22 protein-coding genes are annotated in these 26,083 nt (G+C 70.9%); 8 read left to right on the top strand and 14 right to left on the bottom strand.

From position 1 onward, the window contains the following. Positions 1-44: 44 nt before the first annotated feature. Genes DS843_RS02295 through DS843_RS02275 form a run of 5 tightly spaced genes read left to right on the top strand, consistent with a single transcriptional unit; the run spans position 45 to position 5,793 of the window. A complete protein-coding gene (locus DS843_RS02295; protein WP_149467267.1) occupies positions 45-2,804 on the top strand; it encodes a hybrid sensor histidine kinase/response regulator in 2,760 nt (919 codons plus the stop codon). Beyond that, positions 2,801-3,301 carry a chemotaxis protein CheW gene (locus tag DS843_RS02290; protein ID WP_149467266.1) on the top strand — a complete coding sequence of 167 codons (501 nt, stop codon included), beginning with the start codon at positions 2,801-2,803 and terminating at the stop codon, positions 3,299-3,301. Before DS843_RS02295 ends, DS843_RS02290 begins: the two co-directional genes overlap by 4 nt. Positions 3,302-3,349: 48 nt before the next feature. After that, complete coding sequence (locus DS843_RS02285) at positions 3,350-3,715, top strand: response regulator (protein WP_149467265.1); 366 nt, start codon at positions 3,350-3,352, stop codon at positions 3,713-3,715. A 54-nt stretch (positions 3,716-3,769) separates the two neighbouring features. After that, positions 3,770-4,954: a protein-glutamate methylesterase/protein-glutamine glutaminase gene (locus tag DS843_RS02280; RefSeq protein WP_149467264.1), complete on the top strand. Its 1,185-nt coding sequence runs from the start codon at positions 3,770-3,772 to the stop codon at positions 4,952-4,954. Further along, positions 4,951-5,793 (top strand): CheR family methyltransferase, encoded by an 843-nt coding sequence (locus DS843_RS02275; protein ID WP_149467263.1) that lies wholly within the window; start codon positions 4,951-4,953, stop codon positions 5,791-5,793. Before DS843_RS02280 ends, DS843_RS02275 begins: the two co-directional genes overlap by 4 nt. Positions 5,794-5,841: 48 nt before the next feature. Here DS843_RS02275 and DS843_RS02270 read toward each other — a convergent pair whose 3' ends face one another. From DS843_RS02270 to DS843_RS02260, 3 genes are all read right to left on the bottom strand, one after another. After that, a complete protein-coding gene (locus DS843_RS02270; protein ID WP_149467262.1) occupies positions 5,842-8,340 on the bottom strand; it encodes a sensor histidine kinase in 2,499 nt (832 codons plus the stop codon). 7 nt (positions 8,341-8,347) lie between these two features. After that, positions 8,348-9,868 carry a bifunctional metallophosphatase/5'-nucleotidase gene (locus tag DS843_RS02265; RefSeq protein ID WP_149467261.1) on the bottom strand — a complete coding sequence of 507 codons (1,521 nt, stop codon included), beginning with the start codon at positions 9,866-9,868 and terminating at the stop codon, positions 8,348-8,350. A gap of 419 nt (positions 9,869-10,287) precedes the next feature. Then, complete coding sequence (locus tag DS843_RS02260; protein ID WP_286191888.1) at positions 10,288-10,812, bottom strand: TetR/AcrR family transcriptional regulator; 525 nt, start codon at positions 10,810-10,812, stop codon at positions 10,288-10,290. A 148-nt stretch (positions 10,813-10,960) separates the two neighbouring features. Here DS843_RS02260 and bdcA point away from each other — a divergent pair, with 148 nt between their 5' ends. After that, on the top strand, positions 10,961-11,674 hold the full coding sequence (gene bdcA / locus DS843_RS02255) for an SDR family oxidoreductase (RefSeq protein ID WP_149467259.1): 714 nt from the start codon (positions 10,961-10,963) through the stop codon (positions 11,672-11,674). A gap of 9 nt (positions 11,675-11,683) precedes the next feature. Here the strand turns inward: bdcA and bluB are convergent, their stop codons facing one another. The 3 genes from bluB to cobA are packed head-to-tail and all read right to left on the bottom strand — an operon-like array spanning position 11,684 to position 14,500. Further along, complete coding sequence (gene bluB, locus DS843_RS02250) at positions 11,684-12,343, bottom strand: 5,6-dimethylbenzimidazole synthase (protein ID WP_149467258.1); 660 nt, start codon at positions 12,341-12,343, stop codon at positions 11,684-11,686. Continuing rightward, complete coding sequence (locus DS843_RS02245) at positions 12,340-13,701, bottom strand: cobyrinic acid a,c-diamide synthase CobB (protein WP_149467257.1); 1,362 nt, start codon at positions 13,699-13,701, stop codon at positions 12,340-12,342. Before DS843_RS02245 ends, bluB begins: the two co-directional genes overlap by 4 nt. Further along, a complete protein-coding gene (gene cobA, locus DS843_RS02240) occupies positions 13,694-14,500 on the bottom strand; it encodes a uroporphyrinogen-III C-methyltransferase (protein ID WP_149467256.1) in 807 nt (268 codons plus the stop codon). The genes DS843_RS02245 and cobA overlap by 8 nt, the downstream gene beginning before the upstream one ends. Between cobA and DS843_RS02235 the strand changes: the two genes are divergently transcribed. Further along, a complete protein-coding gene (locus DS843_RS02235) occupies positions 14,499-15,650 on the top strand; it encodes a cobalt-precorrin-5B (C(1))-methyltransferase (protein ID WP_286191887.1) in 1,152 nt (383 codons plus the stop codon). The genes cobA and DS843_RS02235 overlap by 2 nt on opposite strands. 5 nt (positions 15,651-15,655) lie before the next feature. On the opposite strand, the gene cobM is transcribed toward DS843_RS02235, so the two are convergent. The 3 genes from cobM to cbiE are packed head-to-tail and all read right to left on the bottom strand — an operon-like array spanning position 15,656 to position 18,059. Then, entirely contained in the window at positions 15,656-16,417 is a 762-nt protein-coding gene (gene cobM, locus DS843_RS02230; protein ID WP_149467255.1) for a precorrin-4 C(11)-methyltransferase, read from the bottom strand. After that, a complete protein-coding gene (locus DS843_RS02225) occupies positions 16,414-16,818 on the bottom strand; it encodes a cobalamin biosynthesis protein (protein WP_149467254.1) in 405 nt (134 codons plus the stop codon). The genes cobM and DS843_RS02225 overlap by 4 nt, the downstream gene beginning before the upstream one ends. Before the next feature lie 2 nt (positions 16,819-16,820). Continuing rightward, positions 16,821-18,059, bottom strand: coding sequence for a precorrin-6y C5,15-methyltransferase (decarboxylating) subunit CbiE (gene cbiE, locus DS843_RS02220; RefSeq protein ID WP_149467253.1), 1,239 nt, complete (start codon positions 18,057-18,059; stop codon positions 16,821-16,823). Positions 18,060-18,082: 23 nt separating this feature from the next. Here cbiE and DS843_RS02215 point away from each other — a divergent pair, with 23 nt between their 5' ends. Further along, entirely contained in the window at positions 18,083-18,817 is a 735-nt protein-coding gene (locus DS843_RS02215; RefSeq protein WP_149467252.1) for a cobalt-precorrin-6A reductase, read from the top strand. Between the two features lie 116 nt (positions 18,818-18,933). Here the strand turns inward: DS843_RS02215 and cobJ are convergent, their stop codons facing one another. Genes cobJ through cobN form a run of 5 tightly spaced genes read right to left on the bottom strand, consistent with a single transcriptional unit; the run spans position 18,934 to position 25,894 of the window. After that, on the bottom strand, positions 18,934-19,713 hold the full coding sequence (gene cobJ / locus DS843_RS02210; protein WP_149467251.1) for a precorrin-3B C(17)-methyltransferase: 780 nt from the start codon (positions 19,711-19,713) through the stop codon (positions 18,934-18,936). Continuing rightward, a complete protein-coding gene (locus tag DS843_RS02205; protein ID WP_149467250.1) occupies positions 19,710-20,453 on the bottom strand; it encodes a precorrin-2 C(20)-methyltransferase in 744 nt (247 codons plus the stop codon). The genes cobJ and DS843_RS02205 overlap by 4 nt, the downstream gene beginning before the upstream one ends. After that, entirely contained in the window at positions 20,450-21,127 is a 678-nt protein-coding gene (locus DS843_RS02200) for a precorrin-8X methylmutase (protein ID WP_149467249.1), read from the bottom strand. Before DS843_RS02200 ends, DS843_RS02205 begins: the two co-directional genes overlap by 4 nt. After that, a complete protein-coding gene (cobG, locus tag DS843_RS02195; protein WP_149467248.1) occupies positions 21,081-22,511 on the bottom strand; it encodes a precorrin-3B synthase in 1,431 nt (476 codons plus the stop codon). The genes DS843_RS02200 and cobG overlap by 47 nt, the downstream gene beginning before the upstream one ends. Then, positions 22,508-25,894 (bottom strand): cobaltochelatase subunit CobN, encoded by a 3,387-nt coding sequence (gene cobN / locus DS843_RS02190; protein ID WP_149467247.1) that lies wholly within the window; start codon positions 25,892-25,894, stop codon positions 22,508-22,510. Before cobN ends, cobG begins: the two co-directional genes overlap by 4 nt. Positions 25,895-26,083: the final 189 nt, after the last annotated feature.

The raw sequence follows: 26,083 nt of genomic DNA, 5'->3' as shown, positions 1-26,083 counted from the left end.
GGCCGGCCGGAAACGGACATAATTGCGGGCGTGGGGATCGCGACATGGATGATCTGCTCTCCGAATTCCTGACGGAAACCAACGAGAACCTGTCGGTTCTCGACGTGGAACTTGTCCGTCTGGAGCAGAATCCCAACAATCCGGAACTGCTGTCGAACATCTTCCGTCTGGTGCACACCATCAAGGGCACCTGCGGCTTCCTCGGTCTGCCGCGCCTGGAAAAGGTCGCGCACGCCTCGGAAAACGTGTTGGGCAAGTTCCGCGACGGGGAACTGACCATCAATCCCGAAGCGGTCTCGCTGATCCTTCAGGCCCTGGACACCATCAAGAGCCTGCTGGCCGTTCTGGAGGCGACGGAGGCGGAGCCGCCGGGCGACGACCTGCCGCTGATCGAGCGCCTGAACCTGTGCGCCGAAGGCAAGCTGGGCGCCGCTCCGGCCAAGCCCGCTCCGACTCCGGAACCCCCGCCGGCCCCCGCGGTCGCCGCGGCGGAGGAGACTCCGGCCTCCTCCTCCGGGAACCTCACGCTGGAAGAGCTTGAGGCGATCTGGAACGCCACGCCCGGCCCGACCGGCACCGCGCTCGCCCCGGTCGCTCCGGAGCCGGCGGAGGAGCCCGCCCCCTCGCAGGATCTCGTGGTGCCGGACCCCGATCCGGTGCCCGCCGCCAAGGCGCCCGCTCCCGCCGCGGAGGCCGCCGCCGGCGGCGGTGCTGGCGGAGAGGCCGCGACGAAGGAATCGGCGGTCGCCGCGCAGACCATCCGCGTGAACGTCGATCTGCTCGAAAACCTGATGACCATGGTGTCCGAGCTGGTGCTGACCCGCAACCAGCTCCTCCAGATCCTGCGGTCGCAGAAGGAGAGCGAGTTCGCCGCCCCGCTGCAGCGCCTGAACCATGTGACGTCGGAGCTGCAGGAAGGCGTCATGAAGACGCGCATGCAGCCCATCGGCAACGCCTGGGCCAAGCTGCCGCGTCTGGTGCGCGATCTGGCGCACGAACTGGGCAAGAAGATCGACCTCCAGATGCTCGGCGCCGACACCGAGCTGGACCGTCAGGTGCTGGAGCTGATCAAGGACCCGCTGACGCACATGGTGCGCAACTCCGCCGACCACGGCCTGGAGGTGCCCGCCGACCGTCTGCGCTCGGGCAAGTCGGAGACCGGCCGCATCACGCTGAACGCCTATCACGAGGGCGGCCACATCATCATCGAGATCCAGGACGACGGCAAGGGCCTGGCGATCGACAAGATCAAGCAGAAGGCCATCCAGAACGGCATGGCCTCGGAAGGCGAGCTGGCGGCGATGTCCGACCAGCAGATCATCCAGTTCATCATGAAGCCGGGCTTCTCGACCGCGGCGAAGGTCACCAACGTGTCGGGCCGCGGCGTCGGCATGGACGTGGTGAAGACCAACATCGAGAAGATCGGCGGCACGATCGAGATCAAGTCCCAGCAGGGCAAGGGCTCGACCTTCGTCATCAAGATCCCGCTGACGCTGGCCATCGTCTCCGCCCTGATCGTGGAATGCGCCGGCGAGCGCTTCGCCATCCCGCAGATCAGCGTGGTCGAGCTGGTGCGCGCCGCCGCCGACAGCGAGCACACCATCGAGCGGCTGAAGGGAACGCCGGTCCTGCGCCTGCGCAACCGCCTGCTGCCGCTGGTCTCGCTGCAGGAGCTGCTGCGGCTCGACGACAAGGAAGGCGAGGAGAAGAAGACCGACGAGACCTTCATCGTGGTCACGCAGGTCGGCACCTACACCTTCGGCATCATGGTCGACCGCGTGTTCGACACCGAGGAAATCGTGGTGAAGCCGGTGGCGCCGATCCTGCGCCACATCGAGATGTTCTCGGGCAACACCATCCTCGGCGACGGCTCGGTCATCATGATCCTGGACCCGAACGGCATCGCGTCGGCCACCGGCGAGATGGCCATGGGCGAGACCATGTCCAAGGAGGCGACCTCCGTCCAGGCGACCCGCCAGGAGGACAAGATGGCGCTGCTGCTGTTCCGCGCCGGGGCCGGCGCGCCGAAGGCGGTGCCGCTGTCGCTGGTCGCCCGCCTGGAAGATGTGGACCTCGCCAGCGTCGAATCGTCCAACGGCATGCCGGTGGTCCAGTACCGCGGCAAGCTGATGCCGCTGGTGCCGATCGATCCGGGCTTCATGATGGGCCAGGAAGGCCGTCAGCCGGTGCTGGTCTTCGCCGACGGCGACCGTTCCATGGGCCTGATCGTGGACGAGATCGTGGACATCGTGGAGGAGCGTCTGGTGGTGCAGCTCACCGCCGACCGTCCGGGCCTGATGGGTTCGGCGATCATCGCCGGCAAGGCGACAGACGTGATCGACGCGGGCTTCTTCCTGACCCAGGCCTACAAGGACTGGTTCGGCTCGTCCTCGACCGATGCGTACGAGGAGGAGAAGGCGCTCCAGCGCGTTCTGCTGGTCGATGACAGCCCGTTCTTCCGCAACCTTCTGACCCCGCTGCTGTCGGTCGCCGGCTACGACGTCACCGCGGTGGAGAACGCCAACGAGGCGCTGGCGCTCTGCGAGGCGGGCGAGGACTTCGACGTCATCGTTTCCGACATCGAGATGCCGGGCATGAGCGGCTTCGACTTCGCCGAGGCGGTCCGCCAGGGCGGCACCCGCTGGAGCGCAACGCCGATGGTCGCCCTGTCCAGCCACGCCTCCCCGCGCGACCTCGACCGCGGCCGTCAGGCCGGGTTCACCGACTATGTCGCCAAGTTCGACCGTGACGCTCTGCTGTACGCGCTGCAGCAGACCCTGTCCGAGCAGAAAGGTGCCGCATGAGCAAGGCCAAGCTGCCCGCCACCACCAAGAAGTCCAAGGGCGACGAGATCACTTCCGGTGGCAGCCAGGACTATGTGACCATGACCATCGCCGACCAGTTGTTCGGCATCCCGGTCCTGCAGGTCCAGGACGTGCTGGGGCACCAGCGGATCACCCGCATCCCGCTGGCCCCGCCGGAGGTCGCCGGTTCGCTGAACCTGCGCGGGCGCATCGTCACCGCCATCGACGTGCGGCTGCGCTTGGGCCTGTCGTCGCGCCCGAAGGACAAGCCGGGCATGTCCATCGTGGTGGACCTGCGCGGCGAGCTGTACAGCCTGATGGTCGATTCGGTGGGCGAGGTGCTGAGCCTGTCCAACGACGACTTCGAGCGCAACCCGGCCACCCTCGACCCGCGTTGGCGCGAGGTGTCCACGGGCATCTATCGCCTGAACGGTCAGCTCATGGTGGTCCTGGACGTGCCGCGACTGCTGAATTTCACCAACATGGAAGCGGCCTGAGGCGAATCCCCGGTCGGTGTTCAAAGCGAAGCCTGAGGCCCGTTCACCATGAAATGTTGCCTGGTCGTCGACGACAGCCGCGTGGTCCGCAAGGTCGCGCGGAAGATCCTGGAAGAGCTGAACTTCGCCTGCACGGAGGCGGAGGACGGAAGGCAGGCCATGGAGGCCTGCGCGCAGAAGATGCCGGACGCCATCCTGCTGGACTGGAACATGCCGGTCATGACCGGTATCGAGTTCCTGCGCCGCCTGCGCAAGATGAGTGGGGGTGAGGTGCCCAAGGTGGTGTTCTGCACGACCGAGAACGACCTCGCCCACATCCAGGAGGCGCTGTCCGCCGGGGCGAACGAGTACATCATGAAGCCGTTCGACAGCGACATCATCCAGACCAAGTTCCAGCAGGTCGGTCTGCTGTGACGCGGGGTACTGCCGCGCCGCGCACCGTTGCGACCCTGAAAGGCTGATTGCGTCATGTCCGATCGTTTCGGCAGAAGCCCACCCGCCGCGCCCGCGGCCAATCCGGCCGGCACCGCCGGCGGCGATCCCGTGCGGGTGATGGTGGTCGATGACTCCGCCGTTATCCGCGGCCTTCTGACCCGTGCCCTGGAAGGCGACGCGGAAATCCGCGTGGTCGCTTCGGTCGGTGACGGACAGATGGCCGTCAACGCGCTGCAGCGCAACTCGCTCGACGTCATCGTGCTCGACATCGAGATGCCGGTGATGGACGGGCTGACCGCCATTCCGAAGCTGCTGGCCGTGGCACCGCAGGTGAAGATCATCATGGCCTCGACGCTGACCCTGCGCGGGGCCGACATCTCCATGCGCTGCCTGTCCGCGGGTGCGGCCGACTACATCCCCAAGCCGACCTCCACCCGCGAGATCGGCGGGGCGGACGCCTTCAAGCGCGAACTGGTGTCGAAGGTCAAGGCGCTGGGCGCCGCCGCGCGCCGCGCCGGGTCCCGCACCCGCGGGGAACTGCGCCCGCTGACCCCGGTGCCGTCCGCGCTGCTGAAGCGGGAGCCGCCTCCGGTCACGCTGCGCCCGGCCCCCGCCGTCGGAACCGCCAGCCAGATCAAGCCGGATGTGATCGCCATCGGCAGTTCCACGGGGGGCCCGCAGGCCCTTTTCGAGGTGCTGGCGCATCTTAAGGCCGGTGTCACCCAGCCGATCCTCATCACCCAGCACATGCCGGCGACCTTCACCACCATCCTGGCCGAGCACATCACCCGCCAGTGCGGGCTGAACGCGCAGGAGGCGAAGGACGGCGAGCCGATCGTGTCGGGACGCTGCTACATCGCGCCGGGCGACTTCCACATGCTGGTGACCCAGCGCGCGGGCGCCAACGTGATTTCGCTGACCAAGGACCCGCCGGAGAATTTCTGCCGTCCGGCGGTGGACCCGATGATGCGGTCCATCCTCCGCGCCTTCGGCGGACGCAAGATCCTGGCCTGCATCCTGACCGGCATGGGCCAGGACGGGCTGAAGGGCTGCACCGAGGTGGTGAACGCCGGCGGCACCCTTATCGCGCAGGACGAGGCGTCCAGCGTCGTGTGGGGCATGCCGGGGGCCGTCGCCCAGGCGGGCATCTGCTCCGCGGTGCTGCCTCTCAAGGAAATCGGTCCCTACATCCGCAAGTTCGCGTCGAGGGCAGCATGAGAGTCGAAGATTTCGACATGTTCTCCACGCTGCTCAAGCAGCGTTCCGGTCTGGTCCTGACCCGCGACAAGGCCTACCTGCTCGAATCCCGGCTGATGCCGGTGGCGCGCAAGTGGAACATGAAGGGGCTGGAGGAGTTGGCCGCCACCGTGCGGACGCGCAAGGACGAGGCCCTGCTGCGCGACATCACGGAGGCGATGACCACCAACGAGTCCTCCTTCTTCCGCGACCAGAAGCCCTTCGACCAGTTCAAGCAGATCGTCCTGCCGAAATTGCTGGAGGCGCGGTCGGCCAAGCGGTCCATCCGCATCTGGTCGGCGGCCTGCTCCTCGGGGCAGGAGGCCTACTCGCTCGCCATGCTGCTGAGCGAGGAATCGGCGAAGCTGGCCGGATGGCGGATCGAGATCGTCGGCACCGACATTTCCGCGGAAATGGTGGAGCGCTCCAAGTCCGGCATCTACACCCAGTTCGAGGTGCAGCGCGGCCTGCCCATCCAGATGCTGGTGAAGCATTTCAAACAGCAGGGCGACAAGTGGCAGATCAGCCAGCAGCTTCGCCAGATGGTCTCGTTCCGCGAGTACAACCTTCTGGGCGACCTGTCCGCACTGGGGCAGTTCGACATCGTGTTCTGCCGCAACGTGCTGATCTATTTCGACCAGCCGACCAAGACCAAGGTGCTGGAGGCCATCGCCCGCCAGATGCCGCAGGACGGCGTCCTCTATCTGGGCGGCGCGGAAACCGTGCTGGGCATCACCGACCGGTTCAAGCCGGTGGAAGGGCAGCGCGGCCTCTACAGCCTGGGCGGCTTCTCCACGGCCGGGCTGAGGGCGGCGATCTGACGGGTTCTACGGTTGGAAAATGATGGAACCGATCATTTTCCAACCCTATCACACCGTCTCCTTCCTTCCGATTCCGCCCACCGGAGCCGCCGTCGGCGTGACCCGCGGAAAGCGCAGGATGAAGCGGGTTCCTTCTCCGGGAGTGCTCTCGACCGCGATGGTGCCGCGCAGGGTACCGGTGACGAGGTTGTAGACGATGTGGAGCCCCAGCCCGCTGCCCCCGCTGCCGCGGCGGGTGGTGAAGAAGGGGTCGAAGATTTTCGGCAGGATGTCCGACGGAATGCCCAACCCGTCGTCCGCCACGGTCAGTTCGACCTGCTCCGGCGGCAGCAGGCGCGCGGTGATGGTCAGCCGGCCCGGATGGTGCGGCGTGAAGGCGTGGGTCACCGCGTTGATGATGAGGTTGGTCAGGATCTGCGACAGGGCGCCGGGATAGCCGTCCAGCTCCAGGGTCTCGGGGCTTTCCACGCCGATGTCGAGCCCGGCCATCTCCTTGTAGGCGGGCCGCAGGCTGCGCAGCAATTCGCCGATGTAGGTCTTCAGTTCGAACCGGCGGCGCTCGTCGCTCGACTGGTCCACGGCGACCATCTTGAAGCTCTGCACCAGATCGGCGGCGCGCGTGCTGTTGGACAGGATCAGCCGCGCCATCTCCCCGCCGTCGGCCAGGAAGCGCTGGAACTCCGATTTCTTGATGGAACCGGCGGCGAGCTGCCGGGTCAGATCCTCGAACTGGACGGCAAGCTGCGAGGCGCCGGTGATGGTGATGCCGATGGGCGTGTTGACCTCGTGCGCCACCCCGGCGACGAGCTGGCCGAGCGAGGCCATCTTCTCCGCCTGGATCAGGTTGGCCTGGGTTTCCTTCAGATCGCGCAAAGCCTGTTCCGCCGAATCGCGCGACCGGCGGAGCGCCGCCTCCGCCTCGACCTCGCGGGTCACGTCCACGACGATGGATTGGACGGCGGTTTCCCCCTTCCAGTCGATGCGGCGGCTCGTCAGTTCGACCCAGCGCTCCGCCCCGTCCAGACGGCGGGCGCGCAGGCGCCGCCGGTCGCTGGGCAGGCCGGTGGCGACGATGTGGCGGTAATTGTCCTCCACCAGGGGGCGGCTGTCCTCCGCGACGAAGTCGAGCACCGAACGCACCTGGAGCGTCCGGTCCAAGCTGCCGCCCAGCATCTGGAGAAAGGCGTCGTTGGCGTAGAGCGGCCGGAAGTCGCGGTGGATGATGATGCCTTGGATGGAACCCTCGACGAGGTCGCGGAAGCGCCGCTCGTTGTCGGCCAGATCCATCTGCCGCCGGTCGATCTCGTCGATGAAATAGCGGATGGAGGCGGCGATGTCGGTGATCTCGTCGTTGCCCTCCACCGGAACCGTGGCGTCGCTGCCGGACAGCCGGGCCAGCACCGCGCCGTTCAGCGCCACCAGCCGCGAGGTCAGGAAGCGCCGGAAGAACAGATGGACCAGGATGGCGAGCAGGATGGACGCGCCGCCCAGCACCATCACCATGCGCGAGCGTTCCTGGATCAGCGCCGCCAGATCGCCGGTGCGGTCCAGGGACTGGTCCTGGATGGCGTCGAACAGGGCCAGGGTGAAGCGGTCCACCGTTTCCACCAGGACGCGCGACTGGCCGGACAGCGCCTGGGCGCGGTTGCGCGCCTGAAGCCGTTCGGCGGAGCTGTCGAACAGCCCGTTCGGAGCCACCAGGATCGTGGCGAGGTCGGCCCGGATGCGCTCCATGGCGGAACCTCCGGGTCCGGGCGTGGCGGCGGCGATGCGGCCCAGTTCGGCAAGCGTGTGCTCCGCGTTGCGCCGCTCCATCCGCAGCCGGTTCAAATGGTCCGTCTGCATCGCCCCGGCGGCGCGCGCCATCAGGGCGCCCGTCCGCACCGCCCAGGCGCCCAGCGTTCCCGCCCCGCCGTGGGCCGTCGCGGGCTGCCCGGTGCCGGGCTCCGCCCCCGGCAGCCGCTCCAGCGCGTCGGCGAGCTGGGCCAGGGCGCGGATCGCCTCCGCCTGACGCCCGCCCGCCTCGATCTGCCGCCCGACCTCCGCGTTCAGGTCGGCCACCGTCGCCGCCAGGATCAGCAGGGTGGACTGGGCCTGCTCCAGAAGCCGTCCCTCGTCGCCTTCGCCTCGGTCGCCTTCGCCGCTCCGCTCGCCTTGCCGGTGAAGGTCCTGCATGCGGTCCACCAGCTTCCTCAGGAATTCCAATTCGCTGATGAGTTCGTCGTAGATGGCGCGGCGCTGCGGGGTGGTCGCCGCCCCCGCCAGGACGGGTAGCCGTGCGACCAGCTTTTGGAGCGAGCCGCGCAGTTCCGCGCTGGTGATGACCTTCGGCAGGCTGGTGGTGGACAGGGCCGACACCTCCCCCCGGAAAAGCTGGAAGGAGGACAGCGACACGACGCCGATCAGCAGGACCAGCATCGTCATGACGGTCAGGCCGATGGTGATGCGCTGGACGATGCCGGCGCGCGGGCGATGCCGCCGGGGCAGGGGGGTGGTGCCGGGACCGTCCGTTCGGTCGTTGGGAGGCGGCGTGGCCGTGGCGTCCATCTTGCGGTTACCGCCGGACCGTCAGGCGGCCGTCGAGCCGCGGCGCGAAGACGCCGGTGCGGGCGATCCGGCCGGCCAGGATGGTCGAGACGAAATCGGCGTCCCGGTCGTCCACCAGCCGCGGAGCGGTGGACAGCATCCCATAGCCGTCCCCGCCGTTGGCGAGGTAGCTGCCGGTCGCCAGCCGGAAGCGGGCGGTCGGCTCCACCGGTTTGCCGCCCACCGTCAGCGTCAGCACCCGCTGGCCGGGAGGCCGCGAGGCGTCGACGGCGACGCGGGCGTTCGACAGATGCGGGAAACGGCCCTGCAACTCCTCGATGCCGGAGAAGCCGAACTCCAGCGCGTCGCGCAATTGCTGGCCGGTGACCTCGATCAGGACGGCGGTGTCGTGGAAGGGAAATTCGGTCTGGATGTCCCGGCGTGTCCACACCGTGCCCGCCGCATAGGCGCGGTCGCCGCGGAAGGAGCCGCCGTTGATCAGCGCGACATCGGCCTCCATCGCCTCGCGCAGCGAGTCGGCGACGGTGTTGGCGAAGGCGTTCTCGCCGCCGCGCACCGCTTCGCGCCGGGTGTCGATGGGGGTCTCCAACCGGCCCACCTGCATGCCCAGCATGCTGTCCAGCCGCGCGCGGTACGCCTTGGCCCGCGCGTCCAGCGTGGCGTCGGGCGGAACGGCGGCGGTGTCGATGGCGCGCACGCCGCTGCTCCACACCGTGCTCGCGGCTCCGTCCTTCGTCACCCTCTCGGCGCTGACGTCCAGGGCCAGGACCCAGGCGGCCTGCGGCTCCACCGTCGCGTTCAGCGTCTTGCCGTCGTAATCCACGGCGACCACCCGCCCGCGGTCCTGGTAGAGCACGATGTCGGCGGCGCCGGAGGCGATCACGTCCCGATGGGTGCCGCCGGAATTGCCGGTCAGCGCCACCACCAGATCGGCGCCCGCGGTGCGCAGCTCCTTCGCCTTGCGGGCCAGTTCCGGTCCCGGCGGCAGGAAAGCGGTCCGCGGCGAGCGGGTGATCTCCCCCGTCCGGGCGGGCACGGCGGCCAGCACGCCGACACGCACCGGCCCGGCGTTCAGCATCGCATGATCCTCCAGCCCGTCCAGCGGCTTGCGGGTCTGGCGGTCCACCGCGTTGGTGGTGACGATGGGGAAGTTCGCTTCGAAGGCGCGGGTCATCAGCAGGTCGTCGCCGTGATGGAATTCCCGGTTCAGCGCCGCCATGGCGTCGATGCCGACGCCGTTCAGCAGGTCGATGACATGCGCCCCCTGGTCATAGAAGGACAGGACGGAGGGAGCCAGCGACTGCCCGCCGTGCAGGACCAGCACGGTGCCGCGCGCCGCGCGTTCCTGCCGGACGAGCGTGGCGAGCCGGGCGATGCCGCCGCGTCCCTGGGCGTCCTCCAACTCCGTCGTGCTGTGGGCGTAGAGGATGGTGAAGCGGAAGGGCTCCGCCCGCGCGGCTCCGCAAGCCAGAACCCCGAGCGCCAGCGCGATAACCGGGCGCAGCCAGACGCCCTTGCCGAATCCCATGCCGCCATTTCCCCATCCAGCGCCCCGCCGCGGCCAAGTCCGCCACGGGACGCACCGCGAAATCCGCGCGGGATTATGCGCGTTCATGCGGCGGCGGTGAAGCTGTCCCGAGGATGACAAATCGCCCCGTTTCGCGATAAGGGGCTGCCCCCCGCCGCAATGATCCGGAAAAGCACAAAGGCCTAAAAAAATTACAGGGAAATTGCGGCATATGCGGGTGCTGCACCGCACCTATGTCGCATTGGTAATACCAGTTCGGAAGGAGTGCCCCTATTCTCCGCCTGCCCATTCTCGGGGCGTTTCCTCCCTAGACTCAAGGCCGGAGCAACCGCTTCGGCCTTTTTTTCGCCCAAATCTCTGATCCGCGTTCCGGCCGGCGCCTCCCGGACACCGCAAGGTAAGGCGGCGGCCAGGAACCGTCAGGCGCCCGAAAACTCCCGGCGGAAGGCCCGGTCCACCATGGCGGCCACCGCTTCCAGCGCGGCCCTCTCCGCGCCGTCGCGGGCCGCCGCCGACATCCCCATCATCGTGACCGCCACCAGATCGGCCAGCGCGTCGGCGCGGTCCGGCGCCTCGGAGGCGATGAAGTCGCGGATCGCCTTGCGGCCTTCCCGCTTGAGCGCGTCGGCCAAGGCCCGCGCCTCCGGGTCGGCGCTGTTGCGCGCCCCGTCGAGCACGAGGCAGCCCGCCGTTCCACATTGGCCGGGGTAAAGCTCCGCCGCGAGCGCGAGCGTGCGGCCGATCACCTCGGCCACGCCGCCGCCCTCCGCCCGTGCCCGTTCGAAGACGTTGGCGTCCCCCGCCGCATAGCGCCGCAGCGCCCGTTCGAACAGCCCGGCCTTGCTGCCGAAGGCCGCGTAGAAGCTCGGCGGCTTGATGCCCAGCTCGGCCCCCAGCTCGGCCACGCCGACCGCGTCATAACCGCGGGCGTGGAACAGCCTCATCGCCGTTTCCACCGCTTCGTCCACATCGAAGGAACGCCGCCGACCGCGTGGCTCCGATCTTTTTGTAGCAGTCACTATAAAAATCCCTTGCGCAATGCTCTGCCCTGATTTTATATAGTGACCACTACATTAATTCAAGGAACCGGTCATGACCGACTTTACGGGCAAGAAGATTCTGGTGCTGGGTGGAAGCCGGGGCATCGGCAAGGCCATCGTCCAGCGCTTCGCGGCGGGCGGTGGGCGGGTCGCCTTCACCTACGCCGGATCGGCGGAGGCCGCCGCCGCGCTGGCCGCCGAAACCGGGGCGGAGGCGATCCGCACCGACAGCGCCGACCGCGACGCGCTGGTCGCCACGGTGGCCGGACGGGGCGCGCTGGACGTGCTGGTGGTCAACGCCGGGATCGGAATCATCGGCGATCCGCTGACCCTCGACCCCGACGCGGTGGACCGCATGATCGACGTCAACGTGCGCGCCCCCTATCACGCCGCGGTCGAGGCGGCGCGCCACATGACGGGACCGGGGCGCATCATCGTCATCGGGTCGGTCAACGGCGACCGGATGCCCTTCGCGGGCGGGGCGGCCTACGCGCTCACCAAATCGGCGGTCCAGGGCATGGTGCGCGGGCTGGCGCGCGACTTCGGCGATCGCGGGATTACCGTCAACGCCATCCAGCCGGGGCCGACCGACAGCGACATGAACCCCGCCGACGGCCCGATGGCCGAGGCCATGCGCGGCTTCATGGCCATCAAGCGCTACGCCCACGCCAGCGAAGTCGCCGAACTGACCGCCTTCATCGCCGGTCCGCACGGCGCGATGATCACCGGCTCGTTCCAGACCATCGACGGCGGCTTCGGGGCCTGACGGCGGCGTCTACGCCTTCCCGCCCCAACGGTCGCGGAAGACGAGGTCCTCCAGGGGAAGCCGGTTTCGCCAGCCGGCTTTCTCCAGTTCCGGCGTCTCGTGGAAGTGCGAGACGTAGCCGATGCACAGATAGGCCACGGGGACGATCCGCTCCGGAATGCCCAGCGCGTCGCGCAGCTTGTCCTCGTGCAGGATGCTGACCCAGCCGACGCCCAGCCCCTCCGCCCGCGCCGCCAGCCAGAGGTTCTGCACCGCGCAGACGCAGGAATAGAGGTCCATGGTCGGGATGTGCGTCCGCCCCAGCACCACCGGGCCGGAGCGCTCCCGGTCGCAGGTGATGCACAGGTTGACCGGCGCCTCCCGGATGCCCTCCAGCTTCAGGCGGCTGTAGAGCGCCTTGCGTTCTCCGGTGAAGAGGGCGGCGGCTTCCTTGTTGGCCTGGGAGAAGTCGGCGTGGACCTGCGCCTTCACCGTCGGGTCCTGGACGACGATGAAGTTCCAGGGCTGCATGAAGCCCACGGAGGGCGCGTGGTGCGCGGCGGTCAGAACGCGGGTCAGCACCTCCTCCGGGACCGGGTCGGGAGCGAACTGCCCGCGCACGTCGCGGCGGGAGAAGATCGCCTTGTAGAGCGCGTCCCGCTCCTCCGGCGTGAAGGCGTGATCGCTCATGAGTCCGCCGCGATCACATGGAAGAAGGAGGCGAAGACGCCGCCCCGCCGCCCGCCGAGGGGCCCGAGGTCGGACCCGTCCGCCGCCGTTGCGGTGACCAGAGGCTCGTCCGTTCCCCGGTCCAGGATCGAGGCGTAGTGGAACTCGTGCCCGCGCAGCGCCGTGCCCGCCCGGCCCAGCGGCGTGTCGGCCAGCAGGACGGCGCGGCGGTAGCCCAGATGCAGCTTCCGCTTCGCGAAGGAGGTTTGCACCCCCAGCAGCCCCAGCATCGGGTGGGTCGTGCCCGCCGCATCCTCCAGCGACTCGCCCAGCGCCATGTAACCGCCGCACTCGCCGTAGATCGCGCGCCCGAGGGCGGCGGCCCGGTGCATGCCCTCGCGGAAGCATCCGGCGGCGGCGAGGCGCCCGGCGTGCAGTTCCGGATAGCCGCCGGGCAGATAGACGGCGTCGGCGTCATCCGGCGGCGCCTCGTCCGCCAACGGAGAGAAGTGCATGATCTCCGCGCCCGCCGCGCGCCAGCCCTCCAACAGGTGCGGGTAGACGAATGTGAAGGCGGCGTCCCGCGCGATGGCGATGCGCTGGCCCAGCGGCGGAAGGGCGAGCGGCGGCAAAGCGGGTGCGAAGCGCCCCTCCGGCGCGCGGGACGGTGCGGCGAGCGCCGTCACCCGGTCGAGGTCGACATGCTGCGCGATGAAGCGGCCCAGAGCGGCCAGACGTTCCTGAAGGTCCGCCGTCTCCTCCGCCTGGATCAGGCCGAGATGGCGTTCGGGAAGGATCACGTCGGGGGTGCGGGGCAGGGAGCCGAGGACGGGAATGCCCAGCGCCTCGATGGCGCCGCCGGCCAGGGCGAGGTGGCGCGGGCTGGCGATGTTGTTCAGGATCACCCCGCCGATCCGCACATCCTCCCGGTAGGTGGCGAATCCCTTCACCAGGGCGGCGGCGGATTGCGACTGGCCCTTGGCGTTCACCACCAGGATCACCGGCCAGCCGGTGCGGGCGGCCAGTTCGGAGGTGGCTCCGGTGCCGGTCGCCCCGACGCCGGCCACCCCGTCGAACAGGCCCATCAGGGCCTCGCAGACCAGCAGGTCGGTGCCCTCCCCGGCGCGGCGGGCCAGCGAGTCCAGCAGGTCCGGCCCCATCGCCCAATTGTCGAGGTTGACGCTGGGCCGCCCGGTCGCCGCCTGATGGAAGGCCGGGTCGATGTAGTCCGGCCCCGCCTTCACCGCGCCGACGCGCAGGCCGCGCGCCTTCAGCGCCACCAGCAGCCCCAGCGTGACGGTGGTCTTGCCGGTGCCGGACGCCGGCGCCCCCACGATCAGCCCGCGCGGTGCCGCCTCAGCCGCTTCAGCCTCAGCCATGAATCGCCTCCTTCGGCAGCCATTCCAGAACGGGGCGCAGCCGCACCACCTCGCCGATCACGATGATGGCCGGCGGCTCCAGCCCGCTTGCCTCCAGATCGGCGACGCAGGTGCCGAGCGACGTGACCAGAACGCGCTGCCGCTCGGTCGTCGCGTCGGTCACCACCCCGACCGGCGTGTCGGCGGGCAACCCGCCCTCCATCAGCGCCGCGGCGATTCCGGGCAGACCCTTCCAGGCCATGTAGAGAATCAGCGGCGCGCCGGTCGCGGCCAGCGCCTTCCAGTCCGGCCCGCCCGCGCAAGAATGGCCGGTCGCCAGGATCACCGCCTGGTTGGCCGTGCGGTGGGTGGCCGGGATGCCGGCGTAGGCCGGGCCGGCGATGCCCGCCGTGATGCCGGGAATGATGCGGAAGGGGATGCCCTGCTCGGCCAGCGCCTGCGCCTCCTCCCCGCCGCGCCCGAAGACGAAGGGGTCGCCGCCCTTCAGCCGCAGCACGCGGTACCCCTCGCGCGCCAGCTCGATCAGGCGGTTGGTGATGTCGTCCTGATGCGCGGAGGGCCGCCCGCCGCGCTTTCCCGCGAACTCCAGCCTTGCCGAGGGTGCCGCCAGCGCCATGATCCGTTCACCGACCAGCGCGTCGTGGACGATCACGTCGGCTTGCCTTAGACCTTGCAGGGCCAGCAGGGTCAGCAGGCCGGGATCGCCGGGACCGGCCCCGGCCAGCCACACGCTGCCGGGCCGGAAGTCGGCCAGTTCCAGAGGAAGAGAAAGGGAGTCGGGCGACGGCTCTGCGGTCATGGACGAGCACTCAGCGACGGAAGACAGTGTGGAAGGCGGGGTGGAAGGCGGTGTGGAGCACGGCGACGGCAAGGCGCTGCGGCGGGGCTGGACGACGGGCACCTGCGCCACCGCCGCCGCGCGGGCGGCCTGCGGGGCGCTGTTCTCCGGCGACTTTCCCGACCCGGTTACGGTAACCCTGCCCGGCGGCCAGACGCCAGCCTTCGCGCTCGCCTGGGCGGAGCGCGGCGACGGTTGGGCGGCGGCGGGCGTGGTGAAGGACGCGGGCGACGACCCGGACGTCACCCACGGCGCGCTGATCCGCGCCCGCGTCAGCCGCGCCGAGCCCGGCCAAGGCGTCGTCTTCCGGGCGGGCGAGGGGGTGGGGACGGTGACCCGCCCCGGCCTGCCGGTCCCGGTCGGCGAGCCCGCCATCAACCCGGTGCCCCGCGCCATGATCCGCCGGGCGGTCGAGGAAGCCGCCGCGCTGTCCGGCGAGGCTCCCGATGTGGTGGTCGAAGTCTCCGTGGACAACGGGGAGGCGCTGGCCCGCCGCACCATGAACCCACGGCTGGGCATCCTCGGCGGCCTGTCGATCCTGGGGACGACGGGGATCGTCGTGCCCTATTCCTGCGCGGCCTGGATCGCCTCGATCCAGCGCGGCGTCGATGTGGCGCGGGCGGCGGGGCTGACGCATGTCGCGGCCTGCACCGGCGACACGTCGGAAAAGGCGGTCGTCGCGCGCTACGGCCTGCCCGAGCACGCGCTGCTCGACATGGGCGATTTCGCGGGCGGCACGCTGAAGTACCTGCGGCGCCACCCGATCCCGCGCCTGACCCTGTGCGGCGGCTTCGCCAAGTTCGGCAAGCTGGCGCGTGGTCTGCTCGATCTGCATTCCAAGCGCGGCAGCGTCGATCTCGACTGGCTGGCCGACCGCATGGCCGAGCTGGGCGCCGCCCCGAACCGCGTGGCCGAAGCCCGCACCGCCAACACCGCGGCGCATGTGCTGACCATCGCCAGGGAGTCGGGTCTGCCGCTGGCCGACCGCGTGGCGGTGCTGGCCCAGCGCACGGCGCTGGAGACGCTGGACGGCGCCCCCGTGGCGGTGGAGGTGCTGGTCACCGACCGCCAGGGCAACATCGTGGGCGCGTCCGGGTGGGCTGGACCCTAAACGCTTCACTCCCCCAGCCCCCGGTAGCGGCGCACATGAGACCCATCGTAGAGCGCGCTGCACCGGAAATCCTCCACCCCCAGCGCCGGGCCGACCAGGATCAGGGCGGTGCGCTCCATCGGCGAGTCCGCCACCTTGGCGGCGATGTCGGCCAGCGTGCCGCGCAGCACCCGTTCGTCGGGCCAGGTCGCCCGGTAGACCACCGCCGCCGGGCATTCCGCGCCGTAGAGTGGGGTCAGCCGCTCCGCCACCCGGTCGATGACGTGGATCGACAGGTGGATGGCCAGTGTGGCGCCCGACCGCCCCAGCACCTCCAGCGTCTCGTTGGCCGGCATGGCCGAGGCCCGACCCTCCGTCCGTGTCAGGATCAGCGTCTGGCTGACCTCCGGCAGGGTCAGTTCCCGCCCCAGCGCGGCGGATGCCGCCGCGAAGGCCGGCACGCCCGGCGTGATGTCGTAGGGGATGCCCAGTTCCCGCAGCGCCCGCGTCTGCTCGCCGAGCGCGCTGTAGACCGACAGGTCGCCGGAGTGCAGCCGCGCCACGTCCTGCCCGGCCTCGTGCGCCGCCTTGAACTCGGCGACGATCTGGTCGAGCGTCATGGGGGCGGTGTCCACGATCCTGGCACCCGGCGGAGCGTGGGCAATGATCTCCCTGGGCACCAGCGACCCGGCGTAGAGGCAGACCGGGCAGGACGCGATCAGGTCGCGCCCGCGCAGGGTCAACAAGTCGGGCGCGCCCGGTCCGGCGCCGATGAAATGCACGGTCATGCGGAAATGCCTTCGGAAATCGCAAGCGCGCAGGTGGCGCGCGGGGTGGAACGGCGCGGCAGCAGAAGGGCGGAGCCCGGCCCGGCGGCGGCCAGAGCGGCGGCCTCCGCGACCGAGGCGACGCCCACCGCCGCTTCGACGCGGGCGGAGCGGGTCCGTACCCGGTCCTGAACCGCCGCCAACGCCGAATCGTCAACAAATTGAAGGGGCAGGGCGAGCAGCCGCGCCGCCTCCGCCACGCCGGCCTCGTCCCGCTTGCGCATCGGGGCCGCCAATCGCACGGCGCGGCGCGCGGCCTCGTCCAGCGTGGCTTCCTCGAAGGCGGCGCGGACCAGCCGGGCGATCTCCTCACCGGAACAGCCCACCCGGCAACCGATGCCCGCCGCAATGATGCGATCCACCGTCACAACGGCTTCTCCGCCAGCCACAGCGTGACCGGCATCAGCGGGCGCCAGCCGGTGAAGCCGCCGATGGGGGCGGCGCGGCTGACGGCGATCTGCGACAACTGCCCGCCCAGCCGCTTGTACGTGGCGATCAGCATGGCCTCGCTTTCCAGAGTCACGGCGTTGGCAACGATCCGCCCGCCGGGCTTCAGCGCCGACCAGCAGGCGTCCAGCACGCCGTCGTTGGTCAGCCCGCCGCCGATGAACACGGCATCCGGCGCGGGAAGGCCGTTCAGAGCCTCCGGCGCCTTGCCGCGCACCAGCTCCAGGCCGGGAACGCCGAAGGCGGCGGCGTTGGCGGGGATGCGGGCGGCGCGGTCGGCCTTGTGTTCCACGGCGATGGCGCGGTTGGTCGGGTCGCTCAGCATCCATTCCACGCCGATGGAGCCGGAGCCGGCACCGACGTCCCACAGCAGTTCGCCGCGGCGCGGGGCCAGCCAGGACAGGGTGACGGCGCGGATTTCCCGCTTGGTGATCTGGCCGTCATGCTCGAACCAGTCGTCGGGCAGACCCGGCGTGCGGGGCAGGGCGCGGGCGCCGGGGGCGGCAATGCACTCCACCGCCAGCGTGTTCAGGTCGGCCACGCGCTCTTCGGACCAATCCTCCGCGCTGCCGGCGATGATGCGCTCACGCGGCCCGCCCATGGATTCCAGCGCCGTCATCCGCGACGGGCCGAAGCCGCGCGCCGTCAGCAGCGCCGCCAGCTTGGTCGGCGTCGTTCCGTCCCAGGACAGGATCAGCAGCCGCGCGCCCGGTTGCACATGCGGAATGACCAGCTCCAGCGGGCGGCCATGCACGGTCAGCGGAGTGCAATCCTGCAATGGCCAGCCCATGCGGGCGGCGGCAAGGCTGAAGGATGACGGAGCCGGAAGGATGGCAAATTCCTCGGCCGGAACGAGTTTCGACAGGGTGGCGCCGATGCCGTACCAGGACGGGTCGCCGCTCGCCAGCACGCAGACCCGCTGTCCGCGCCGTTCCAGCAGGGCGGGGTAGGCGTCCGACAGGGGGGAGGGCCAGGGCAGCCGCTCCTGTCCGGCTCTTTCCGGCACCAGCGCCAGATGGCGGGCGCCGCCGGCCAGCAGGGCAGCCCCCTCCACCAGCGCGCGGGCGGCGGGCGACAGACCGTCCCACCCGTCCTCGCCGATGCCGACGACGCTCAGCCAGCGCCCCGCTCCTGTGCTATTGGCTGTGCTGTTCATGGCGCACCCCAGGGAGGACAAGCATGAAGGCGCTGATTCTGGGCGGCACCACCGAGGCCACGGCGCTGGCCCGCCTGGTCGGCGGTCATCCGCGCATCGACGCGGCGGTGTCGCTGGCCGGCCGCACGAAGCAGCCGGTCCTGCCGCCCCTGCCGACCCGCATCGGCGGCTTCGGCGGGGTGGAGGGGCTGGCGGCGCATCTCGTGGTGGGCGGCATCCAGGCGGTGGTGGACGCCACGCATCCCTTCGCGGACCAGATTTCCGCCAACGCCGCGGCGGCCTGCGCGCGGGTGGGGGTGCCGTTGCTGGTGCTGACCCGCAAGCCCTGGGTGCCGGGCGAGGCCGACCGCTGGATTGGCGTGCCGGACATGGAGGCAGCCGCGAAAGCGCTGCGCCCCCTCGGCAAGAGCGTCTTCCTGACCATCGGTCGGCAGGAGGTGACGGCGTTCGAGGCGGTGCCGGACAAGCGCTACCTGATCCGCGCCGTCGATCCGCCGGAACCGGCGCCGAAGCTGCCGGACTACCGTCTGATCCTCGACCGCGGTCCCTTCACGCTGGAGGGGGAATGCGCCCTGCTGGAGGAGCATCGGGTGGACGTCGTCGTCAGCAAGAACAGCGGCGGCACGGCGACGGAAGCGAAGCTGGAGGCCGCACGCTGCCGGGGCATTCCCGTGGTGATGGTGGAGCGCCCGCCCGGCAACGGTGTGGCGGAGGTGCATGACGCGGCGGCGGCGTTGGCGTGGTTGGAGGGGGTGTAGAGGCTGTTGAGTCTGGCCCCCACCCAACCCTCCCCCACCTTCGGCGGGGGAGGGCTTTTCTCCTCCCCCCGCGAAGTGGGGGGAGGTCGGGAGGGGGGCCCGTTTCGACAACGCCCTCACCCCCGCACCGTATAGCTGCGCGGCGTGTAGACCCACGGCTGCGCACCGTCGCGCGGCACCAGCCGGGTGTGGGACGCGCCGATGATGACGCAGGTCCGCATGTCCGCCTGCGCCGCGTCCACGGCGCCCAGGGTCGTGACGGTCAGCGCCTCGTCGGGGCGCCCGACCGCCCGGGCGAGGATCACCGGCGTCTCAGCGGAGCGGAGATCGCGCAGCGCGTCGAAGGCGGCGCCGAGCTGCCAGGGGCGGGCGCGGCTGATCGGGTTGTAGAGCGCGATCACGAAATCCGCCTCCGCCGCCAGACGCAGGCGCTTCAGCACCACCTCCCACGGCTTCAGGTTGTCGGACAGCGAGATGGCGCAGAAATCATGGCCCAACGGGGCGCCGGCCCGCGCCGCCGCCGCCTGCATGGCGGAAATGCCGGGGTCGACCGACAGCGGCACGCGGTGCCACGCCGCGGGCGCTGCCGGATCGTCCAGCGCCTCGAACAGCGCGGCGGCCATGGCGAAAATTCCGGGGTCGCCACCGGACACCACCGCCACCCGGCGGCCCTCCGCCGCCAGTTGCAGGGCGTGGCGGGCGCGGTCCAGTTCCACCCGGTTGTCGGAGGCGTGGCGCACCTGTGGCCCCGGCGGCACGCGGTCCACATAGGGGAAATAGCCGACGAGGTCCGTCGCCTCCGCCAGATCGCGCCGGGCCTCCGGCGTCAGCCAATCCTCGGTGCCGGGGCCGAGACCCACCACCTTCAACCATCCGGCTTGAGGATCGGCGGTCATCGCCGCAGCCCTTCGCCGGGGATGACGATCTGCGAGAAGTAGGGGGCCGTCTCCGGCGCTTCGCGGAAGGGCATCACGCGCTGGTCCGCCATGCTCGCCCGCTCGACGTACCAGGCGCGGTCGGCCAGCCCGGCGGCTTCGACGGCGCGGCGGACCTTCGGCAAATTCTGGCCCAGCTTCATGATGACGGCGGCGTCGGCGTTGCGCAGCGCGCGCAGCAGCGCCTCCTCCCCCAGCGTGCCGGGGATGACCGACAGCACGTCGTCGCGCAGGGTCAGCGGGCGCGGCAGCAGCGAGGCGCTGCACATCATCGAGGTCACGCCCGGCACCACCTCCGTCGGGAAGCGCGAGGCCAGCCGCAGGAACAGATGCATGAAGCTGCCGTAGAAGAAGGCGTCGCCCTCGTTCAGCGCGGCGATGGAGCGCCCGGCGGCGAGATGCTCGGCCAGCCGCTCGGCGGACTCGTCGAAGAAGGCTTCGATCTGGCGGCCATAGTCGGGGTGGCTGGGCGGCAGCTCCACCGTCACCGGATAGACCATCGGCAGCTCGATGTGCTCCGCCGTGATGCAGCCGGCGGCGATGCGCCGGGCCTGACCGGAGGTGCCGCGCTTGCAGAAATAGGCGACCACCGGGCAGGCGCCGATGGTGCGCATGGCGCGGACGGTCATCAGGTCCGGATCGCCGGGGCCGACGCTGACGCCGTAGAGGGTGCCGGCGGGGATTTGGGATTCGTTGTTCATTCCACGTCGCTCGCCAGGGCGTTGACCGCCGCCGCCGCCATCGCGCTGCCGCCGCGCCGGCCCTTGATCGCCAGGAAGGGCATGCCGAAGGGCGCCTCGGCCAGCGCGTCCTTGCTTTCTGCCGCACCCACGAAGCCCACGGGGAAGCCCAGCACCGCCGCCGGCTTCGGCGCTCCGTCGCGGATCATCTCCAGCAGCTTGAACAGGGCGGTCGGCGCGTTGCCGATGGCGACGACGGAGCCGGCCAGCCGGGGCACCCACAGTTCCAACGCGGCGGCGGAGCGGGTGTTCTCGACCTGTTTGGCAAGCTCCGGCACCGCTGGGTCGCGCAGCGTGCAGACGACGGCGTTGTCCGCCGGCAGCCGCGCCCGCGTGATGCCGTGGGCGACCATCTCGCTGTCGCAGAGGATCGCCGCGCCGTTGCGCAGAGCCGCGCGCGCCGCCGTTCCAACGTCGGGGGAGAACATCAGGTCCCGCGCCGCGTCCACCATGCCGCAGGCGTGGATGACGCGCACCGCCACCGGCTTCAGATCGTCGGGGATGGCCGACAGGTCGGCCTCCGCCCGGATGGTGGCGAAGGACTGGCGGTAGATGGCCGCTCCATCGCGGATGTAGTCGTAAAGCGGCTCAGCGGACACGGGACAACTCCTCAGCAGAAAGATCAGCCACGGCATTCACGGCCTCGGACGGCGTCAGGCCGGACCGCCAGGGCGTGCCGCCGGGGGCGGCGTTCAGCGCGACGTCGTAGACGCCCTCCCGCGCGGTGAGCGTGACATCCGCCGCACCGGGATGGGCGCAGCCCTTCGCGCAGCCGGAGACATGCACCATCCGCACCGCCTCCAGCAAGCCTGCCGCGCGCTCCGCGATGGACAGGCCGTCCGCGTGGGTGTCGGTGGTGCCCACGTCGCAGCCGGTGACGCCGCTGCACGCCGTGATCTTCAGGCGGATGTCGTGGTGGTCCAGGATGCCGCCGAGGGCCTTCGCCGTGTCGGCGGCGTCTTCCTGCGGAGCGGCCAGCAGCAGGGCGCGCCAGGGGGTGATGCGGATCTCGTGGGTGAGGGCGGCCAGCGCTTCCAGCCGGTCGCAGTCGAGGCGGCCGAAGGGGAAAGCGACGCCCAGCCAGGAAGGGTGGGGGCAGGAGGGTTGGGGGCCGAGGAAGCGTCGGGTCGGCGGCGTTTGCCCCCACCCTGACCCTCCCCCGCTGGGCGGGGGAGGGAATGAGATTTGCGGGGGAGAAAGCTCCCTCCCCTGCCCAGCGGGGGAGGGAAGGGGCCCATGCGCAGCATGGGAAGGGTGGGGGCCGGTCAGCAGTTCCCCCACCCGCTCCCGCAACACCTCCATCCCCAGCGCCTTGACCAACCCGGCCATGCGCCGCGGCGGCTCGGCCAGCGTCTGGCGAAGCTCCAGAAAGGTCCGCGCCAGTGCCGCCGCAAGCTCCACCAGATCGTCAGGGCGGCAGTGCCCCAACACCACGGCCCTTTCGAAATCGCCCCCCAGCCCGACGCGGAACAGCGGCCCGTCCACCGCCCCTGCCACCGCCCCTGCCACGAAGCGCACGTCGGTGCTGCTGTCGAACAGGGTGGCCTGCCCGCCGCCATCGACCAGCCAGCCGAACTTCGGCGGCAGCCGGTGCAGCGCGCGGTCCGCCGCCAGCCGCGCGTCGAGCGCCAGGGCGTAGGGGCGTACGTCCAGCACCGCCGTCCCGTCCAGCCCGGCGGTGGGGGAGGTCAGCACGTTGCGCACCGCCTCGCTCTCCACATCATCGGAGACGTAGCCGAGCGCCCGAAGCTCCGCGATCAGCGCTTCCATGTCCGCCGCGGCGACGCCGCGCAGTTGCAGGTTGCCGCGGTGGCTGAGGTCCACCAGACCGTTGCCGTAGCGCCGCCCAAGCTCCGCGATCCGCGTCGCCGACGCGGCGGGAAGCACCCCCGCCGGGACGCGCACGCGGACCAGCAGCCCGTCGCCGACTTCCATGGGGGCCAGAACGCCGGGGCACATGCCGCGCCGGCGCGGCAAATTGCGGGGAAGGGCATTGCAGGGCTGGGTGATCGCGCTCATGCGGGCATCTCCTTGCGGCGGCGCAGATCGTCGCCCGTCGAATTGCGGCGTGGGTGCCAGAGGCCGCGCTCCAGCGCCTCGGTCAGCCGGTCCAGAATATGCCGGGCGGCGGCGGGATTGGACTGCGCCAGGAAGTCCCACACCCGCGGGTCGTCCACATAGGCGTCGTACAACTGGTCGAAATGGTGGGGCCGCACCGCCGTGGTGGTCGCGGCGAAGGCGAACAGCGTGTCCACGCTGGCCGCCAGTTCCCCGGCGCCGCGGTAGCCGTGGCGCATCATGCCCTCGATCCAGCGCGGGTTGGCGGCCCGCCCCCGCAGCACGCGGGCGATTTCCTCGCCCAGAGTGCGGATGGTCAGGCTTTCCGGCTCGGAACTGTCGAGGTGGTAGAGCGCCGGGTCGTTGTCGGTGAGCGCGGCGGCGGCGGAGAAGCCGCCCTCATACTGCATGAAGCCGTCGGTGGAGAGCACATCGTGCTCCCGCTGGTCCTGGTGGTGGACCAGCGCGTCGGCCCCGCCGATGCGGCGGCGGAACAGGGTGGGGAGAGGAACGCCCTCCAGCCCCTTGCCGTAGGCGTGGCAGCTTCCCTCCAGATAGGCGGCGCCGAAGTCGGCCCGCGCGGTCCAGTCGCCGCGCGCGATCATGCCGGGAAGCGCCGTTCCGTAGGCGCCGGGGGCCGCTCCGAAGACCCGCGCGCTGGCCCAGCGCTCCGCCTCCGCCGCCGGGGTGCCGCCGGTTTCCAACTCGGTGCGGTCGGCGCGGAATGCGGCGGCGACGGGGTTCACGTCCTCCGGCTCGTCCTCCGCCATCACGGCGCGGACGGCCTGGTCGAATAGGGCGATCTGCTGCGGGAACACGTCGCGGAACAGGCCGGAGATGCGCAGAGTCACGTCCACGCGCGGGCGGCCCAGCACCGACGCGGGCATCACCTCGAAGCCGGTGACCCGCCCGGAGCCGTTTTCCCACAGCGGGCGCACGCCGAGCAGCGCCATGGCCTGGGCCAACTCGTCGCCGCCGGTGCGCATGGCGGGCGTGCCCCAGCAATCCACCACCAGCCGCTTCGGCCAGTCGCCGTGGTCCTGAAGATAGCGGGTGATCAGCGCGTCCGCCGCCTGCCAGCCCAGCGTCCAGGCGGTCGGCGTCGGCACGCCGCGCGGGTCGAGCGCGTAGAGGTTCCGCCCGGTGGGCAGCGTGTCCGCCCGCCCCCGCGCCGGGGACCCGCCGGGGCCGGGCTTCACGAAGCGCCCGTCCAGACCGGCCAGCAGGGCGGTCATCTCCGCCTCGCCGCAAGCGTCCAGCGCCGGGGCGACGTCCTCCGCCGTGCCGAAGCGGGCGACGGCGGCGAGCAGGCGGGCGCGGCGCTCCGGCTCCGGCGTGGTGCCGAAGACGTGCAGCCCGTCGCGGATCTGCATCTCCTTGATGTCGCAGAGATGAGCGTCGAGGCGGCTGAGGATCGCGTCGGGGTCGTCGTCGGGCCGCAGGTTGCAGTCGGCGGCGACGCCGGAGGTCCAGGCCAGATCGAGGATGGTCTGCCGCAGCGTGCCCAGCCGCCGCGGGTCCAGCCCGGTCGCCATGGAATACTCGTCGATGGCCGTTTCGAGCGCGGCGAGGTCGCCGTGCAGCCCGGCCTCCACCGGCGGCGGGGTCAGGTGGCCGATCAGGACCGCGCCCAACCGGCGGCGCGCCTGCACGCCCTCGCCGGGGTTGTTGACGATGAAGGGGTAGAGGCAGGGCAGGGGGCCGGCGACGATCTCCGGCCAGCAGTCGGCGGACAGGGCCACGGCCTTGCCCGGCAGCCATTCCAGCGTCCCGTGCGCCCCCACCTGCACCAGCGCGTGGATGCCCAGGACATGGCGGAGCCAGAGGTGGAAGGCGTAATAGCCGTGGCTGGGCGGCGTCTCCGGGTCGTGGTGCTGCGCGGTGGTCAGCGGGCCATGGCCGCGGCTCGGCTGCACGGCGACGGTGGCGTTGCCGCAGGAGAGGACCGTGAAGCGGAAGACGGTGCTGTGGAACAGAGGGTCGTCCTGCTCGTCGCCCCAGCCTTCCGCGATGCGGGCGCGGACCTCGGCGGGGGCGAGGCGGCGGTAGTCCTCCAGGCTCAGCGCGGCGGTGGCCCCGCCGGTCAGCGCCTCCATCAGGGCGGCGGGGCTGGCGGGAAGCCCGTCCAGCGTGTAGCCCTCGGCGCGCAACCGCTCCAGGATGCTGACGACGCTCCCCGGGGTGTCGAGGCCCACCGCGTGGCCGATGCCGCCGCCCGGCCCCGGGTAGTCGGACAGCACCAGGGCGATTTTCCGTTCCGCCCGTGGGGTGGCGCCCAGCCGCACCCAGGCGGCGGCCAGATCGGCGGCGAAGGCCACCCGGTCGGGCACCGGGCGGATCAGCGTCGGGGCGAACTCCAGGTCGGGGTCCAGCGTCCCTTCCGCCTTGAAGGCGATGGCGCGCGTCAGGATGCGCCCGTCCATCTCCGGCAACACGACGTTCATGGCGAGGTCGGACGGCCCCATCCCTCGGGCGGAGCCGCGCCAGCCCTCTTCCGGCGTGGTGGACAGCACGGCCTGGAGCACGGGAGTGCCGTTGGCCTCCAGCGGGGAGCCGTCCTCGCGCGCTGCCGAGAATCCGGTCAGGTTCAGAACGACGGCGGCGTTCCGCGCGGTCAGGGTGGCGCGCATCCAGGCGGCGCAGTCCGGCTCCTTCAGGCTCGCCACGAACAGCGGCAGCGGGGCGAGGCCGCGCGCGGCCAGCGCATCGCACAGCGCATGCACCGGCTCCAGATCGCCGGCCAGCAGGTGGGAGCGGTAGAAGACGACCGGCGTGCATGGCCCAGCAACTTGGCGGGACCAGCCCTCGTAGACGCCGAAGCGCGGCACCGGCGCCGGCTCGCGCCAAGGGCGGTCCTGCCCGGCCAGCGTGGCGGCGTAAGCCAGCAGGTTGGCCATGTTCTCCGGCCCGCCCTCGGTGAAGCAGCGCCACAGCCGCTGCGCCGCCTCGGGCGGGACGGTGCCGTAGCCGTCCAGAGCGGGGTTCGGCTGCGCGCAACCCGGCAGCACGGCCAGCGCCACCCCGGACTCCCGGCAGGCGGCGGCCACATGGTCCAGACCGTAGCGCCAATAGCCCGCCCCGCCGAGCAGGCGCAGAATCACCAGTTTCGCCTTGCGGATCACGGACTCGACGTGGAGGTCCACCGACAGCGGGTGCCCGAGCCGCGCGAGGTTCGCCAGCCGCAGGGTGGGCAGGCGGTCGCGGTTGCGCGTCCAGCAGGCGGCGAGCGCGGTCAGGTCGCTGTCGGAGAAGGACAGGACGACGAGGTCCGCCGGTGTCTGCCCCAGATCCACGGCCTGGGGCCCGGCGTCGAGGTCTTCCTGGCGGGCGGCGAGAAGGTGCATGGGCTACAGCTTTGCAAACACGCCCTCTCCCGCCCCGGGAGAGGGTGGCGCCGAAGGCGCCTCTCGCGCTGGCAAAGCCAGCGCTGACGGCGGCAGGCGGATGCCTGTAGCATCCGCTGAGAGCCGGGTGAGGGTGCGGGCAAGGATCGGCGCGGCCTCCGCGTGCGACCCTCACCCTCCCGCGCTCCG

It is taken from the genome of Roseomonas genomospecies 6 (assembly GCF_008365375.1).
Taxonomy (GTDB): domain Bacteria; phylum Pseudomonadota; class Alphaproteobacteria; order Azospirillales; family Azospirillaceae; genus Azospirillum.
Note: the sequence above shows the minus strand (reverse complement) of the source record. Positions and strands in the feature narration are given on the sequence as shown.